At 73.3% G+C, this 14,937-nt stretch carries 12 protein-coding genes; 11 read left to right on the forward strand and 1 reads right to left on the reverse strand.

All coding sequences use genetic code 11. The annotated features are described in order from the left end of the window. The first annotated feature begins 60 nt into the window (after positions 1 to 60). The 5 genes from FLW16_RS15175 to FLW16_RS15195 all read left to right on the forward strand — a co-directional run bounded on the left by FLW16_RS15175 (position 61) and on the right by FLW16_RS15195 (position 6,244). On the forward strand, positions 61 to 1,671 hold the full coding sequence (locus FLW16_RS15175) for an ABC transporter substrate-binding protein (RefSeq protein WP_142560673.1): 1,611 nt from the start codon (positions 61 to 63) through the stop codon (positions 1,669 to 1,671). Beyond that, entirely contained in the window at positions 1,668 to 2,684 is a 1,017-nt protein-coding gene (locus tag FLW16_RS15180) for an ABC transporter permease (RefSeq protein ID WP_142560674.1), read from the forward strand. The genes FLW16_RS15175 and FLW16_RS15180 overlap by 4 nt, the downstream gene beginning before the upstream one ends. After that, on the forward strand, positions 2,681 to 3,523 hold the full coding sequence (locus FLW16_RS15185) for an ABC transporter permease (protein ID WP_142560675.1): 843 nt from the start codon (positions 2,681 to 2,683) through the stop codon (positions 3,521 to 3,523). Before FLW16_RS15180 ends, FLW16_RS15185 begins: the two co-directional genes overlap by 4 nt. After that, positions 3,520 to 5,157, forward strand: a complete 1,638-nt coding sequence (locus tag FLW16_RS15190; protein ID WP_142560676.1) for an ABC transporter ATP-binding protein — start codon at positions 3,520 to 3,522, stop codon at positions 5,155 to 5,157. Before FLW16_RS15185 ends, FLW16_RS15190 begins: the two co-directional genes overlap by 4 nt. A 100-nt stretch (positions 5,158 to 5,257) precedes the next feature. Continuing rightward, complete coding sequence (locus tag FLW16_RS15195) at positions 5,258 to 6,244, forward strand: LLM class flavin-dependent oxidoreductase (protein WP_221891089.1); 987 nt, start codon at positions 5,258 to 5,260, stop codon at positions 6,242 to 6,244. A 67-nt stretch (positions 6,245 to 6,311) separates the two neighbouring features. Here the strand turns inward: FLW16_RS15195 and FLW16_RS15200 are convergent, their stop codons facing one another. Next, a complete protein-coding gene (locus FLW16_RS15200) occupies positions 6,312 to 6,899 on the reverse strand; it encodes a TetR/AcrR family transcriptional regulator (RefSeq protein ID WP_142560677.1) in 588 nt (195 codons plus the stop codon). Between the two features lie 128 nt (positions 6,900 to 7,027). Here FLW16_RS15200 and FLW16_RS15205 point away from each other — a divergent pair, with 128 nt between their 5' ends. The 6 genes from FLW16_RS15205 (at position 7,028) to FLW16_RS15230 (ending at position 14,923) form a co-directional block, all read left to right on the forward strand. Then, positions 7,028 to 8,443, forward strand: coding sequence for an MFS transporter (locus FLW16_RS15205; RefSeq protein WP_142560678.1), 1,416 nt, complete (start codon positions 7,028 to 7,030; stop codon positions 8,441 to 8,443). A gap of 183 nt (positions 8,444 to 8,626) precedes the next feature. After that, a complete protein-coding gene (locus FLW16_RS15210; RefSeq protein WP_142560679.1) occupies positions 8,627 to 10,276 on the forward strand; it encodes an ABC transporter substrate-binding protein in 1,650 nt (549 codons plus the stop codon). After that, positions 10,273 to 11,232: an ABC transporter permease gene (locus tag FLW16_RS15215; RefSeq protein WP_142560680.1), complete on the forward strand. Its 960-nt coding sequence runs from the start codon at positions 10,273 to 10,275 to the stop codon at positions 11,230 to 11,232. The genes FLW16_RS15210 and FLW16_RS15215 overlap by 4 nt, the downstream gene beginning before the upstream one ends. Then, positions 11,233 to 12,096 (forward strand): ABC transporter permease, encoded by an 864-nt coding sequence (locus FLW16_RS15220; RefSeq protein WP_142560681.1) that lies wholly within the window; start codon positions 11,233 to 11,235, stop codon positions 12,094 to 12,096. It abuts the gene before it with no gap. Beyond that, a complete protein-coding gene (locus tag FLW16_RS15225) occupies positions 12,093 to 13,769 on the forward strand; it encodes an ABC transporter ATP-binding protein (protein WP_142560682.1) in 1,677 nt (558 codons plus the stop codon). The genes FLW16_RS15220 and FLW16_RS15225 overlap by 4 nt, the downstream gene beginning before the upstream one ends. Continuing rightward, positions 13,766 to 14,923, forward strand: coding sequence for an FAD-binding oxidoreductase (locus tag FLW16_RS15230; protein WP_142560683.1), 1,158 nt, complete (start codon positions 13,766 to 13,768; stop codon positions 14,921 to 14,923). The genes FLW16_RS15225 and FLW16_RS15230 overlap by 4 nt, the downstream gene beginning before the upstream one ends. Positions 14,924 to 14,937: the final 14 nt, after the last annotated feature.

The following is a 14,937-nucleotide window of genomic DNA, read 5'->3' on the forward strand; positions in this document are numbered from 1 at the left end:
GGCCGTGACGCGGCTGCCGGAGACCGAGGCGTTCCACGCGGGCACAGCAGGAGGACCACTGTGAAGGTCGTCAGGGGCGCGCTGCCCCTCATCCTCGTCGCGGCCCTGGCCGCGTGCGGTTCCCAGACGCCGCAGGCGCAGGCGGGCGGCACCTCTCTCACGTGGGCCGTCGAGACCGAGCCCATCACGTTCAACCCCCATCTGTGGGCGCAGAACAAGGCCAGGCTGCTGGTGTTCAACCAGTTCGACGCGCTCCTCGCGCACGGCGAGGACGGGTCGTTCGTCCCGTGGCTCGCCCGGTCGTGGAAGGTCTCGGACGACGGGCGCACCTACTCCCTGGAGCTGCGCGACGACGTCACCTTCCAGGACGGCACGAAGTTCGACGCGGCGGCGGTGAAGGCGAACCTGGACAAGCTGCGCGAGCCCGGCTACAACCCCACGGTCGCCGCCATCCAGTTGCACGCCTTCGACAAGGCCGAGGTGCTCTCGCCCACGACCCTGAAGATCACGCTGAAGGAGCCGGACGGGCTGTTCCTCGACTTCCTCGCCTCGCCGTACGCCGGGCAGGTGTCCCCGAAGTCCCTCAGGGAGGCCAAGGACCTCAAGGCCGGCGGACCGAACGTGGTCGGGACCGGTCCGTTCGTCCTCGACCGGTACGTGCGGGGCCAGGAGGTCCACTACCGGCGCAACCCCCGCTACAACTGGGCGCCGCAGGGCAGCGCCCACCAGGGACCGGCATACCTGCCGGAGGTCACCTACCGCTTCCTGCCGCAGGCGGCCGTCCGCGTCGGCGCGCTCACCTCCGGGCAGGTCCAGGTCGTCGAGGGAGTCCCGGCCACCGACGTCCAGTCGATCAAGCGGGACCCCGCGCTGTCCTTCCAGTCGGCGCTCAACTCCGGCACGTCGTTCTCCTACTACTTCAACACCTCCCACCCGCCCTTCGACGACAAGCGCGTGCGGCAGGCGTTCCGGGAGGCCGTCGACGTCGACGCCGTGCTGGCCTCCGTCTACCAGGGCACCGCCAAGCGGGCCTGGAGCGTCGTCGGCGAAACCAGCCCCTTCTACGACCCGTCCCTGGAGAGGACGTACGGCGGGGACGCCGCCAAGGCGAACGCGCTGCTCGACGCGGCGGGCTGGACCGGGCGCGACGCCGAGGGCTACCGGGTCAAGGACGGAAGGCGGCTGACGGTCCGGTCGGTGGCGTCGGCGCCGTTCGTCCGCGACCGCAGGGACATCCTGGCCCAGGCCGTCCAGGCGCAGGTCAAGCAGACGGCGGGGATCGACTTCCAGGTGAAGATCGTGGACCAGGGCACGGCGCAGAAGGCGCTCGACGACGACGCGTACGAGATCTTCGAGAACTCGCGCGGCGACTCCGACGTCGGGGCCGCGCTCAACCTCATCCTGCCGAAGGGCGGGGCCATCAACCGCACCCACTACGAGGACGCCGACCTCGACGGATGGCTCGCCGACGCGTCCGCGAGCTCCGACGCCGCCGAGCGGAAGGCCCTTTACGCCAAGGTCCAGCGCAAGGTGGTGGCCGACGAGGCGATCGTCTTCCCCATCTACGTCCCCTCCGACCAGATCGCGGCGAGCAGGAACGTGCAGGGCCTGGGCTTCGACCCCGTCTCCGGCACGCCGCGCGGCGTCTACGACGTGCGGATCGCCGCATGACGGCGGCGTTACCGGACCGGCAGCCCACGACATCGGCACCCACCACGCCGTCGCCCGCGCGGCGGCGGGTTTCGGCCCTGCGCGCGCCCGCCTGGCTGGGCGCGCCGGTCCGGAGGCTCGTCTCGGCGGTCGCCGTGCTGTGGGCGGCCGCCACGACCGCGTACGCCGCCCTGCAACTGGCGCCCGGCGACACCGTCGACATCCTCCTGGGCGACGGCGCCGACACGCCGGAGATCCGCGCGCAGATCGTCGCCGAGTGGGGGCTGGAGCGGCCCGGGGCCGTGCGTTACCTGAGCTACCTCGGCCGCCTGCTGCACGGCGACCTCGGCCGTTCCTACCAGCTGCAGCGCGACGTCGGCGAGGTCCTGGCCGGGCAGGTGGGCCCGACGGTGCGGCTGACCCTGGCGGCCGCCGCGGTCGGCGTGGTGCTGGCGCTCGTCCTGGCGGTGGCGACGGCGGGCAGGTCGGTCTGGCCGCGCCGGATCGTCTCCGCCGCCGAGCTGGTGGCGGTGTCGGTGCCGCAGTTCGTGATCGGCATCGTGCTGCTGTTCGTGTTCTCGTTCTCGCTCGGCTGGTTCCCCGTCTCGGGCGCGGCCGACCCGCAGGCGCTCGTCCTTCCCGCGCTGGCGCTCGGCCTGCCCGTCGCCGGAGTGCTCGGGCAGGTGCTCAGGGAGGGCCTGGAACGCGCGCTTGAGCAGCCGTTCGCGGTGACGGCGCGCTCGCGCGGCCTCAGCGAGCGTGCCGTGGTGGCCCGGCACGCGCTGCGGCACGCGCTCCTTCCCGCCGTCACCCTCACCGGCTGGTTCACCGGCGTCCTGCTCGGCGGGGCCGTCATCACCGAGGCCCTCTTCGGCCGCCCGGGGCTCGGCCGGGTGACCATGCAGGCCGTCGGCGCCAAGGACATGCCGGTCGTGATGGCCGTCGTCATCCTGTCGGCGGCGGTGTACGTGACGATCAGCGCCCTGCTCGATCTCGCCTACCGGCTCATCGACCCCCGGCTCAGGAGCGCATGATGGCCGTCGCCGCACCCGCTCTCCGGCCGGGCGCCCGCCCGCGTCCCGGCCTCGTCCTCGCCCTGCTCGTCCTGGCCGTCCTGGTCGTCGCCGTGGCGGCCCCCGGCCTGGTCACCCGGGTCGACCCGCTGGCGGCCGACCCGCTGCGGGCGCTGGCCCCGCCGGGCGCGGGCCATCCGCTCGGCACCGACCACCTCGGCCGCGACGTGTTCGCCCGCGTCGTGTACGGCGCCCGCCACTCGCTCGGCATCGGGGTCCTCGCCACCGCGCTCGCGGTGGGCGCGGGCTCGCTGCTCGGCCTGTCCGCCGGGCTGGCGACCCGCCTGGCCGGTGAGGCGCTGGCCCGCCTGTTCGACGTGCTGTCGACCTTCCCCGAGCTGCTGCTCGCGCTCCTGGTGATCGCGATCACCGGCCCCGGCACCTGGAACGTCGTCGCGGCGATCGGGATCGCCCAGATCCCCACGTACGCGCGGGTGGTCCGGGCGCAGACGTTCGTCGTGCGCCGCTCCGGCTACGTCGAGCAGGCGGTGACCTTCGGCCACTCGCGGGCCCGCGTCGTCGCCCGGCACGTGCTGCCCAACGTCGTCGGGCCCGTCCCCGTGCTGGCCACGATGGGGCTCGGCCAGGCCGTCATCGCCACATCCGGCCTCAGCTTCCTCGGCATGGGCCCCCAGCCGCCCGCCCCCGAGTGGGGCACCATGCTGGCCGAGTCGCGCGACTACCTGCGCGTGGCCTCGTGGGTGGCCTTCGCTCCGGGAGTGGCCCTCACCCTGTCGGTCGTGTGCCTGACGGTCGCCGGGCGGCACCTGCAGCGGCGTTTCGAGGGAAGGACACCATGACAGAGCTCGCGATCACCCCTGCCCGCCCGGCCGCCGCCGCTCCTGCGCTCGTGGCGGTGGAGGACCTGCGGATCTCCTTTCCCGCCTCCGGCGTCGAGGCCGTACGCGGGGTGTCGCTGTCGATCGCGCCGGGGGAGTGCGTCGCCCTGGTCGGCGAGTCGGGATCGGGCAAGAGCGTCACGGCCCGCGCCCTCATCGGCCTGGCGGGCCCGGGCGCGAAGGTGCGGGCGTCGGCCTTCCGCGTCGGCGGCGGGGACGCCCTGACCTTCGGCCCGCGCGAGTGGCGCCGCCTGCGCGGCCGGTTCGCCGGACTGGTCCTTCAGGACGCCCTGGTCTCGCTCGACCCGCTGCGCACCGTGGAGGCCGAGATCACCGAGGTGCTGGCCGAGCATGACGTGGTGCCCCGCCAGGCCCGCCAGGAGCGCGTCCGATCACTGCTGGAGGCCGTGGGAATCCTGGACCCCGAGGTGCGCGCGCGGCAGTATCCGCACCAGCTCTCCGGCGGGCTGCGGCAACGGGCCCTGATCGCCTCCGCCATCGCTGCGGAGCCTGAGCTGATCATCGCCGACGAGCCCACGACCGCGCTCGACGTGACCGTGCAGGCCCAGATCCTGCGGCTGCTCGCGGACCGGAAGGCGGCCGGGACGGCGCTGCTGATGATCAGCCACGACCTCGCCGTGGTGGCCGCGGTCGCCGACCGCGTCCTGGTCATGAAGGACGGCCTGGTCGTCGAGGAGGGTCCGGCACGCGAGGTGCTGACGACCCCGCGGCACGACTACACCCGGGCCCTGCTGGCCGCCGTGCCCTCCGCGCCTAACCCCTCCACCCCCCGCCCCTCAGCGCCTCGGCCCTCCGCGGCTCCCGTGTCCTCCGCGTCCGCGCCGCGTGGTCCCGTGCTCGCCGCCGAGGGGCTGTCGGTCGCGTACGGCTCGCGCAGGGCCGTGAACGAGGTCTCCTTCCGCCTGCACGCGGGGGAGACGCTCGGGGTGGTCGGCGAGTCGGGGTCGGGCAAGACGACCCTCGCGCGGCTGGCCCTCGGCCTGCTCGCGCCGGACGCGGGTGAGGTGACCCTGCGGGGAGGGCCGTGGAGCGGCCTGCCCGAGCGTCGGCGACGCCCCCTCCGCCCGGCCGTCCAGGTGATCGCGCAGAATCCGCTGGACTCCTTCGACCCGCGCCACACGGTGGGCCGCCTGGTCGCCGATCCGCTCTCCGCCCTGCCGAGGCGGCGACGCCGGGAGCGCGCCGTCGAACTGCTGGGCCGGGTCGGGCTGCCGCCAGAACTGCTCGGCCGGCGTCCGCGCGAGCTGTCCGGCGGCCAGCGGCAGCGCGTGGCCATCGCCCGCGCGCTCGCGTCCCGGCCCGAGGTGCTGATCTGCGACGAGCCCGTCTCCGCGCTCGACGTGTCGATCCAGGCCCAGGTGCTCGACCTGCTGGCCGAGATCCAGGCCGAGGACGGGACGGCGCTGCTGTTCATCTCCCACGACCTGGGCGTCGTCCGCCGTCTGAGCGACCGGGTCCTGGTGATGAAGGACGGCCGCGTGGTGGAGGAGGGGGACGCCGACGAGGTCTTCCATCACCCCCGGCACCCGTACACCCGGGAGTTGCTCGCGGCGGTGCCCCGGCTCCCCGGCTGATCGGACGGCGGTGCCCGTTGACAACCTGAGGATACCTCAGGTTGACTGCGGTGAACCTGAGGAAACCTCCGGATATCCCCCTTTCGTAAAGGAGAGGACGTTGGCCGAGGGAATCGCCGTCTCCGTGCACGACACCGCCCCCGTCTGGCGCGGCGACACCGCGGGCGACGCGCTGCGCCGTTCCGTCCATCTGGCCCAGGCCGTCGAGGCGCTGGGATACCGGCGCTACTGGGTGGCCGAGCACCACAACACGCCCGCGCTGGCGACCTCGAGCCCGGCCGTGCTCGCCGGGTCCATCCTCGCGGCGACCTCCGCCATCCGCGTCGGCTCCGGCGCGGTGCTGCTGCCCAACCACTCGCCGTACGCGGTGGCCGAGCAGTTCGGCGTGCTGGCCGGCCTCTACCCTGGCCGGGTCGACCTCGGGCTCGGCCGCGCCTCCGGCGGTTCGGGAGAGGCCGCCGCCCGCCTCGGCGACCCGCGCCGGCTCGATTTCGGCGACGCGCTGCGCGAGCTGGGCGAGTACTTCTCCGGCGGCAGCGGCGGCGTGCGCGCGATCCCCGAGCCGGGCGTCCCGCCCGAGATATGGCTGGTCGGGTCGAGCGCCTCCGGCGCCGCCGACGCGGGCCGCCTCGGCCTGCCGTACGTGTACGCGCACGCGATCGTGGGCGGCGGGGCGCCCGAGGCGCTGGAGGCGTACCGGCAGGCGTTCCGGCCGTCCCCGGTTCTGGCCGAGCCGCACGCCTGCGTCGCGGTGATCGCCGTCGCGAACGACAGCGACGAGCGTGCGCACCGGCTCGCCGCCTCCTTCGTGTACGGCCAGATCCTCATGCGCACGACCGACCCGGCCACCGTCCTGCCGACGGAGGAGGAGACGGCGGCCCACCGGTTCACCGCGGCCGAGGAGCGGTTCCTGCGCGAGAAGATCGGCCCGCAGTTCGTCGGCAGTCCCGAGCGCATCGCCCCCCGCCTCGGCGAGCTGCTGCGCCGCACCCGCGCCGACGAGCTGTTCGTCCTCACGCAGGTGCCCGACCACCAGGCCAGGATCCGTTCCTACGAACTGATCGCCAAGATCGTCTCGTCTCTGTAGTCGTACGGCGGCGCCGCGGGGTGTCGCTCGGCGACGGGCGGTGCGGCGAGGGTCGGTGCGGCGAGGGTCAGTCTTCGCGGACGGTGATGCCCTCCAGCACCAGCCGCAGGAATCGCGGGCTGCCGTCTCTGCCGGAGGCCGCCTGCTCGCGCACCCAGGCCGCGCCGCTGAGGAGGTCGAACAGCTCCTCGGGTGTGAGGTCGGGCCGCACCCTGCCGGCCGCCTGGGCTGCGCGCAGCAGGTCGGCGCCGCCGCGGTGCATCGCGGCGCACATGGCGTGGGACGGGGTGCCCTCGTCGTACATGCTCCGGGCGAGGATGCCGACCAGGCCGCGGAAGGTGCTGAAGTGCACGACGGCCTCGCGCATCCACTCGGTCAGCGCGCCGAGGGGATCCGGCCCGGTGGCCAGTCGTTCGGCCCGGGCGACGAGGTTCTCCAGGCCGTCGCGGGTGGCGGCCTCCACGAGTGAGGCGCGCGTGGGGAAGTGCCGATACAGGGTGCCGATGGCGACGCCCGCCTGGCTCGCGATGTCCTCCAGCGACGCGTCGGCGCCCGAGGTCTCGAACGCCTTGCGCGCCGCGGCGAGGATGGCGTCGTAGTTACGCCGGCCGTCCGCGCGCTTCGGGCGCTGGGCGATGTAGGACTTGCCGTCCATCCGTACCTCCCGCTTGACATCCTGAGGTTACCTCATCTTGAATCTTGACCATCAACCTGAGGCAACCTCAGGATAATTCCGCCACTTAACCTGAGGGTTCCTCACCTTATTCGACCGTGGAGGTCTCCATGAGCGCAGACGGCACCACCGCGACCGGCGACGTCTCGACCGGCCCGCCCCGTGAGGGCCACGACCGTGCGTGGGCGCTCGCGCTCGCGGCGATCGTCGGCGCCGAGTTCATGCTCCAGCTCGACGGCACGATCGTGAACGTCGCGCTCCCGGCCCTGCAGTCCGACCTCGGCCTGTCCGTGGCGGGAGGATCGTGGGTGCCGAACGGGTTCCTCCTCGCCTTCGGCGGGCTCCTGCTGTTCGCCGGCCGCCTCGGTGACGCACTCGGGCACCGGAGGGTGTTCCTCGCCGGGATCGGGCTGATCGTGGTGGCGTCGCTGGTCGCCGGCCTCGCGCCGAACGCGGAGGTGCTGCTCGCGGGCCGGGTCCTGCAGGGTGCGGGCGCCGCCATCGCCGGCCCCACCGGCCTGGCGCTGCTCGCGATCGTCTTCCGGGGCGAGCGGCAGCAGCGGGCCTTCGGGCTCTACTCCACGGTGACCGGGCTCGGCGCCTCCGCGGGCATGGTGCTGGGCGGTGTGCTGACCTGGGCGGGGGACTGGCGCTGGAGCCTGCTGGTCAACGTGCCGATCGGGCTGGTCGTCGTCGCGCTCGCCGCCCGGGCGCTCGGCCTGCGCGACGAGGCGACCCGATCCCGCTCGCTCGGGCTGTCGAGCGCACTGCTCAGCACCGCCGCACTCGCCGCCGCCGTCTACGGCCTCGTCCACGCCGCCGAGAAGGGCTGGGGCGACCGGTGGACGCTCACCGCACTCGGCGCCGCGGTCGTGCTGGCCGCGGTGCTGCTCCTGGTGGACCGGCGGGCCGCCGAGCCGTTGCTGCCCCTGGCCGTCCTGGCCGGGCGGGAGCGGGCGGGCGCCTTCGCCGGCCTGCTGCTGCTCGCGGCGGTCCTCACCAGCTTCCTGATCTACCTGGTGCAGTATCTCCAGGGGGTGCTGCACCTCGACGCGCTGCGCAGCGGCCTGGCCATCCTGCCGTTCGGCCTGGCGCTGCTCGTCAGCACGCAGATCCTCACCGCCCGCATCGCCGCGGTCGGCCTCAAGACCCGTGCGCTGCTCGGCCTGGCGGTGGTGCTCGCCGGGGCCGCCTGGCTGACCCGTCTCGACGGCGGCAGCGCCTATGCCGCCGACGTGCTTCCGGCCCTCGTCGTCATGGGGCTGGGCGTCGGCGTGGCGATCATCCCCCTCAACATGATCGTCCTGACCACCGCCCCGGCCGAGTACGCCGGGGTGGCCGCCGGACTGCTGCAGACCGCGCTCACCATCGGGGGTTCGCTCGGCCTGGCCGCCATGCTGATCCCGCTCGGCGCGAACGGTCTCGCCGAGGGCATCTCGTCGGTGTTCGCCTGGGCTTGTGGCGCGCTGGTCGCCGCCCTGCTGATCGTGGCCGTCTCCTGGTATCGCCCAGGAGCGCGGGGCTGACGGGGCCTCCCGCGTGAGGGGCTGACCCGGCGCAATTTTATGCATAGCAGGTAGGGAATGTTGACTTTACGATTCCGTGGCCGTACGTTCGGGGCGGCTCTCTCTTCCCACGAGCACGCTGCGACGGTGCGGCAGCTCCACCCAGGCCGTCTCGTCTGAACCATCGAAAGGCTCGCCTCTCCGATGTCGAGAAATATCCGATTAGCCGCCGGTCTATCGCTCCCTCTCCTGCTCGCCCTGGCCGCCTGTGGCGCCTCGGGCGGGGGGACCTCGGCGGCCAAGGCCCCCGCCGGGCCGGTCAAGGGCGGCACGCTCACGTTCGCCGTCAACACCGAGCCCTCCACCTGCCTGGATCCGCACCAGAGCCCCGCCGACGTGGCCGGTCTGTTCACCCGGCCCGCGCTGGACTCGCTCGTTTCGCTCGACACCGAGGGCAGGATCCACCCCTGGCTGGCCACCAAGTGGACCGTCTCATCGGACCAGAAGACGTACACGTTCACGCTGCGCGAGGGCGTGAAGTTCTCCGACGGCGCGCTCTTCGACGCGGCGGCGGTCAAGGCCAACCTGGACCACATCGTCAACCCGGCCACCAAGTCGCAGCTCGCGGCGGGATACATCGAGCCGTACAAGGGCAGCGAGGTCGTCGACCCGCACACGGTGAAGGTGCACTTCAACAGGCCGTACTCGCCGTTCCTGTCCGCCCTGGCCACGGCGTACTTCGGGATCGAGTCGCCGCGGTCGCTCGAGCAGCCCCAGGACGCGCTGTGCAAGAAGGTCGTCGGGTCCGGGCCGTTCGTCATCGACGAGTACGTGGTGCAGAAGGGCATCACCTACCACCGCAACCCTGACTACAACTGGGCTCCCGAGGGCGCCGGGCACACAGGGGCCGCGTACCTGGACAAGCTGGAGATCAAGGTCATCACCGAGGACTCGGTCCGCCTGGGCGCGCTGACCAGCGGGCAGGTCGACGGGATCGCCAGCGTGCCGCCTGTCAACGTCAAGCAGGTGCAGGCCGACCCCCGGCTGACGATCGTCACCCGCCAGGCGCCCGGCGGCAACTACAGCTACTACCCGAACACCGCCTCCGGGCCGTTCGCCGACAAGCGCGTCCGGCAGGCGTTCCGCGACGGCATCGACTTCGCGACGATCGTGAACAACCTCTACTTCGGTGCGTTCCAGCCCGCGGCGGGCCCCATCTCCCCCTCGACCGACGGCTACGACAAGACGCTCGAAGGAAAGGCGAAGTACGACCCCGCGACGGCGAACAGGCTGCTGGACGAGGCCGGCTGGTCGGCGAAGGACGCCCAGGGCTACCGCACCAAGGACGGCAAGCGGCTGACGATCCGCTGGGGGTTGATCAAGGCGGCCATCAGAGAGCAGCGGGACACGCTCGCCGAGCAGATCCAGGCCGAGGCCAAGAAGATCGGGTTCGACGTCGAATTCGTCGCCGCGACGGTCAACGACTGGATCGCCAGGTACATCAAGGGCGACTACGACCTGATGGACTTCAGCTGGCAGCGGGCCGACGGCGACGCGCTGCGCAACCTGTTCGACAGCGCGAACATCCCCTCGCCCGCCAAGTTCGGCCAGAACGCCGCCCGCCTGTCCGACAAGGAGATCGACGGCTGGCTGAGCGACGCGCTGGACACGACCGACCAGGCCGAGCGGGCCGAGCTGTACGCCAAGGTGCAGCAGCGGGTGACCGACGAGGCCGCGGTCTTCCCGGTGTACGTGTTCAACTACCTGCTGGGCGCGAGCAAGAAGACGCACGGCATCGGCTGGGAACCCCAGGCGTACCCCACCTTCTACGACGCGTGGGTCGAGCAGGCATGACCGCCGTCGCCGTACCGGCCACCCGGGCGCGAGCCCGGGTGGTCCGCCCGGTGCTGGTGCGGCTGGGCACCTCCGTGCTGGTGCTGTGGGGCGCGGTGACGGTCGCGTTCGCCGGCCTCCACCTCACCCCGGGCGACGTGGTCGACCTGCTGATCGGCGCCAACACCGTGACGCCCGAGGTGCGCGAACGGATCATCGCCGACTACGGGCTGGACCGCCCGCTGCTCGTCCAGTACGTCACCTACCTGGGCCGGGTGCTCCACGGCGACCTGGGTCAGTCCTACCAGCTCCACCAGTCGGTCGCCTCCGCCATCGGCGAGCAGGTCGGCTCGTCGGTCCAGCTCATGCTCTCCTCGTTCGCCCTGGCGGTCGTGGTGTCGGTCACCGTCGCGGTGCTGACCGCGGGCCGCCGGTGGGCGCGGGCGGTGTTCTCCGGAATCGAGCTGGTCGGCATCTCCATTCCGTCGTTCTGGGCCGGGATCCTGCTGCTCACCGCCTTCTCCTTCGGGCTGCGGCTCTTCCCCGCCGCCGGCGGCGAAGGGCTGGAGGGACTGGTCCTGCCGTCCGTCGCGATGGCCGTCCCGGTCGTCGCCACGCTCACGCAGGTGCTGCGCGAGGGCCTGGAACTGGCGCTGGAGGAGCCGTTCGTGCTCACCGCCCGCTCGCGCGGCATGTCCGACCTGGGCGTGCGCCTGCGGCACGCACTCCGGCACGCGCTGATGCCCACGGTCACGCTCGCGGGCTGGATGGTCAGCTACCTGTTCGGCGGGGCGGTGATCACCGAGTCGGTCTTCTCCCGGCAGGGCATCGGGCGGCTGACCCTCGCGGCCGTCGTCAACAAGGACCTGCCGGTCGTGATGGGCGTCGTCCTCATCGCCGCCCTGCTCTACGTCGTCGTCAACATCCTGCTCGACCTGCTCTACCTGGCCATCGACCCGCGACTGCGAGGTGCCTGAGTGACCGCCTCCACCATCGCCACCGGCGCCGTCACCGTCATCGGGCGCAGGCGGCGGCGCGTCCCGCGTGCCGGCGTCTGGGCGGCCGCCGCGTTCCTGCTGCTCGTGGCCGTGGTGGTGGTGGCGCCGGGCCTGGTCGCGCACGGCTCGCCCGATGTCACCGACGCCGTCGCCGCGCTCCGTCCTCCGGGCGGCGGGCACCTGCTCGGCACCGACGCCAACGGGCGCGACGTGTTCACCCGCATCGTGTTCGGGGCGCGGCCGTCGGTGCTGGCCGGGCTGGCCGCCACCGCGCTCGCGGTGACCGGCGGCACCGCCGTCGGCCTGCTGGCCGCGCTCGGCGGACGGATGCTCGACGAGGTCGCCATGCGCGTCGTGGACGTCCTGCTCTCGCTGCCGGGCCTGCTGCTCGCCCTGCTGGTCATCGCCGTCATCGGGCCCGGCACGCTCAACGCGGTCTTCGCCATCGCCGCGTACACGCTGCCCGGCTACGCGCGGCTGGTCCGCGCGCAGACCATGGTCATCCGCCGGTCGGGGTACGTCGAGGCCGCCGTCTCGCTCGGCCTGACCAGAGCCAGGATCATCGCGCGGCACGTGCTGCCCAACGCGTTCGCGCCGCTGCTCGTGCTGGCCACGATCGAGGTCGGCACCGCGCTGGTCGCGGCGTCCTCGCTCAGCTTCCTCGGTCTCGGTCCCAAACCGCCGGCCCCGGAGTGGGGGGCGATGCTGTCGGCAGGGCGCGACTACTTCTCCGTCGCCTGGTGGGTCGCGGTCTTCCCCGGGCTGGCCATCACGCTCACCGTTCTGTCCGTCACGGTCGTCGGCCGCCACCTGCAGCGCCGTGTCGAAGGGAGACTGTCGTGACCACGACCGCCGCCATCGAGCCGGACCGGCCGATCGTCGAGGTGTCCGACCTGCGGGTCTCGTTCGGCCCGGTCCAGGCGGTCCGTTCGATCTCCTTCACGGTCGGCCCGGGGGAGTGCGTCGCCATCGTGGGGGAGTCCGGCTCGGGAAAGAGCGTCACCGCCCGCACGCTGATCGGGCTGACCGGCGCCGGCGCCGAGATCACCGCGAGGGCGCTCGTCGTGGCGGGGCGCGACGTCTCCGCGTACGGCGAGCGGCAGTGGCGGGCCCTGCGAGGAGGCCAGGTCGGCTATGTCCTGCAGGACGCGCTGGTCTCGCTCGACCCGCTGCGCCCGGTCGGCAAGGAGATCGCCGAGACCCTGCGGCTGCACCGGGCCGTGCCGCGCCCGGACGTACGGCGGCGGGTGGTCGAGCTGCTGCGCGAGGTGGGCGTGCCGGAGCCGGAGCTGCGAGCGGCGCAGTACCCGCACCAGCTGTCCGGCGGGCTGCGGCAGCGGGCGCTGATCGCCTCCGCCGTCGCCTGCGCGCCCCCGCTGCTGATCGCCGACGAGCCGACCACCGCTCTGGACGTCACCGTGCAGGCGCAGATCCTGCGGCTGCTGGCCGAGCGCAAGCGGGCCGGGGCCGGGCTACTGCTGATCAGCCACGACCTCGCGGTGGTGGCCGAGCTGGCCGACCGGGTGCTGGTAATGAAGGACGGCGAGGTCGTCGAGGAGGGGCCCACGCTCGACGTGCTCGGCGCTCCGCGGCACGCCTACACGCGCAGGCTGCTCGCCGCGGTGCCCTCCGAGCACGCCAGGGGCACCCGGCTGACCGTCCCCGAGGACGGCTCCGCCCCCGCCCCGCTTCCCCCGGCCCGGCCCGGCGAGGTGGTGATCAGGGCGTCCGGCCTGGCCAAGTCCTTCCCCGGGCCGGACGGCCTGCGCCGGCCGGCCGTGGAGGGCGTGTCGTTCGAGCTGCGGGCGGGGGAGACCCTCGGGCTGGTGGGTGAGTCGGGATCGGGCAAGACCACGACGGCGCGCCTGGTGCTGGGGCTGGTCGAGCCGGACGCGGGCGAGGTGGAGATCGCCGGCAGTCTGTGGCGAGGCCTCGGCTCCGGCGAGCGCCGGGCGCTGCGGCGGCACATCCAGGTGATCTACCAGGATCCGCTGAGTTCGTTCGATCCCCGGTTCACCGTGCGGCGGATCCTCGACGAGGCGCTCGCCGTCGGCGGCGAGCCACGCCGGAGCCGGCGGGACCGTGCCGTGGAACTGCTCGCGCAGGTCGGCCTGGACGCGTCGATCCTGGACAGCAGGCCGCTGCGGCTGTCCGGCGGGCAGCGCCAGCGGGTGGCGATCGCGAGGGCCCTGGCCCCCCGGCCTCAGGTGATCGTCTGCGACGAGCCGGTCTCCGCGCTGGACGTGTCGATCCAGGCGCAGGTTCTCGACCTGCTCGCCGACCTCCAGGCCGAGCTCGGCGTGGCCTACCTGTTCATCTCCCACGACCTCGGAGTGATCCACCACGTCAGCGACCGGGTGCTGGTGATGAAGGACGGCCGGGTGGTCGAGTCCGGCGACGTCCGGCAGGTCTTCACCGAGCCGCGCACGCCGTACACGCGGGAGCTGCTGGCCGCGATCCCCCGGCTCGACCCCGGCCCCTCTCCGCGGCCGCGCGATCGGGAGGCCGTCGCATGACGTACGACGTGGCGATCGTCGGGGCCGGGGTGCACGGCACGGCCGCGGCCTTCCATCTGGCGCGGCGCGGCGTGTCCGTGGCCGTGTTCGAGCGGGGGCCTGTCGCGGGCGGCCCCACCGGGCGATCGGGCGGCATCTGCCGGGCCTACTACACCGATCCGTTCCTGGCGGAGACGGCACGGGACGGCATCGCGTTCCTCGCCCGATTCGAGGAGCACACGGGCGGGCACCAGTCCGGGTTCCGCCGGACCGGGGCGTTCTACCTGCACGGTCCCGGCGACGTGGCCGCGGCGGCCGAAACCGCCGCACGGCTCGGCTCGATCGGCGTCGGCAGTGAGCTCGTCGCCGCCGACGCGCTGCCCGCCGCCCTGCCCGATCTGGACCTGGACGGCGTCGCCGTCGCGGTCTGGGAGGCGGACGCCGGCTACGCCGATCCGTACGCGACGACGGTCGGGCTGGCCGCGGCGGCGCGACGCCACGGCGCGGTGGTCCACACTCACCGGCCCGTCGTCGCGCTCGCCGAGGAGAGCCGGGGGGCGGCGGTGACCACGTCCGACGGCGCGGTGCACCGTGCCGGACGGCTGCTCGTGGCGGCCGGGCCGTGGACCGCGCCGCTGCTGTGGCCGCTCGGCGTGTACCTGCCGCTGACGGTGGAACGGCACGTAGTGGCCGTGTCCGAGCACGAGCCGGCCGACAGCGCCGAGATCGTGCCGCACATCCTGATCGACATCCCCGGCGGCTGTTACACGACCCCGCAGCCCCGCACCCAGTACCTCACCGGCGGGGTCGTCCCCGCCTCCGTCGCCGACCCCGACGACTTCTCCGGCCCGCTCCCCGGCGAGCTGGACCGCCTCGCCGCCGCCTCCGCCGTCCGCTCCGCGGCCCGCCGCCGTGCCGCAGTGGTCGGCGGCTGGGCCTCGCTCTACGACGTGAGTCCCGACTGGCAGCCGGTCGCCGGCCAGGTCGGCGAGCACGTGTTCGTCGACGCGGGCACCAGCGGCCACGGCTTCAAGCTCGCACCCGCCTGGGGCGACCACGTCGCCCGGCTGCTTCTGGGCGACCCCGATCCCCGCCTGGCCGCCTTCGGGCCCGGCCGCTTCGCGAACGGCGGCGAACTGCCCGCCGGGTTCGGCGCGGCCCGGATTCTGGGCTGACGCGCCGCACCGCC

Source organism: Microbispora sp. KK1-11, from assembly GCF_006874435.1.
Taxonomy (GTDB): Bacteria; Actinomycetota; Actinomycetes; order Streptosporangiales; family Streptosporangiaceae; genus Microbispora; species Microbispora catharanthi.

Bases quoted from the DNA above. Each gene is read 5' to 3' on its own strand.
- FLW16_RS15190 (WP_142560676.1), top strand. From the start codon at position 3,520: ATGACAGAGCTCGCGATCACCCCTGCCCGCCCGGCCGCCGCCGCTCCT.
- FLW16_RS15230 (WP_142560683.1), top strand. From the start codon at position 13,766: ATGACGTACGACGTGGCGATCGTCGGGGCCGGGGTGCACGGCACGGCC.
- FLW16_RS15210 (WP_142560679.1), top strand. From the start codon at position 8,627: ATGTCGAGAAATATCCGATTAGCCGCCGGTCTATCGCTCCCTCTCCTG.
- FLW16_RS15200 (WP_142560677.1), bottom strand. From the start codon at position 6,899: ATGGACGGCAAGTCCTACATCGCCCAGCGCCCGAAGCGCGCGGACGGC.
- FLW16_RS15205 (WP_142560678.1), top strand. From the start codon at position 7,028: ATGAGCGCAGACGGCACCACCGCGACCGGCGACGTCTCGACCGGCCCG.
- FLW16_RS15180 (WP_142560674.1), top strand. From the start codon at position 1,668: ATGACGGCGGCGTTACCGGACCGGCAGCCCACGACATCGGCACCCACC.
- FLW16_RS15185 (WP_142560675.1), top strand. From the start codon at position 2,681: ATGATGGCCGTCGCCGCACCCGCTCTCCGGCCGGGCGCCCGCCCGCGT.
- FLW16_RS15215 (WP_142560680.1), top strand. From the start codon at position 10,273: ATGACCGCCGTCGCCGTACCGGCCACCCGGGCGCGAGCCCGGGTGGTC.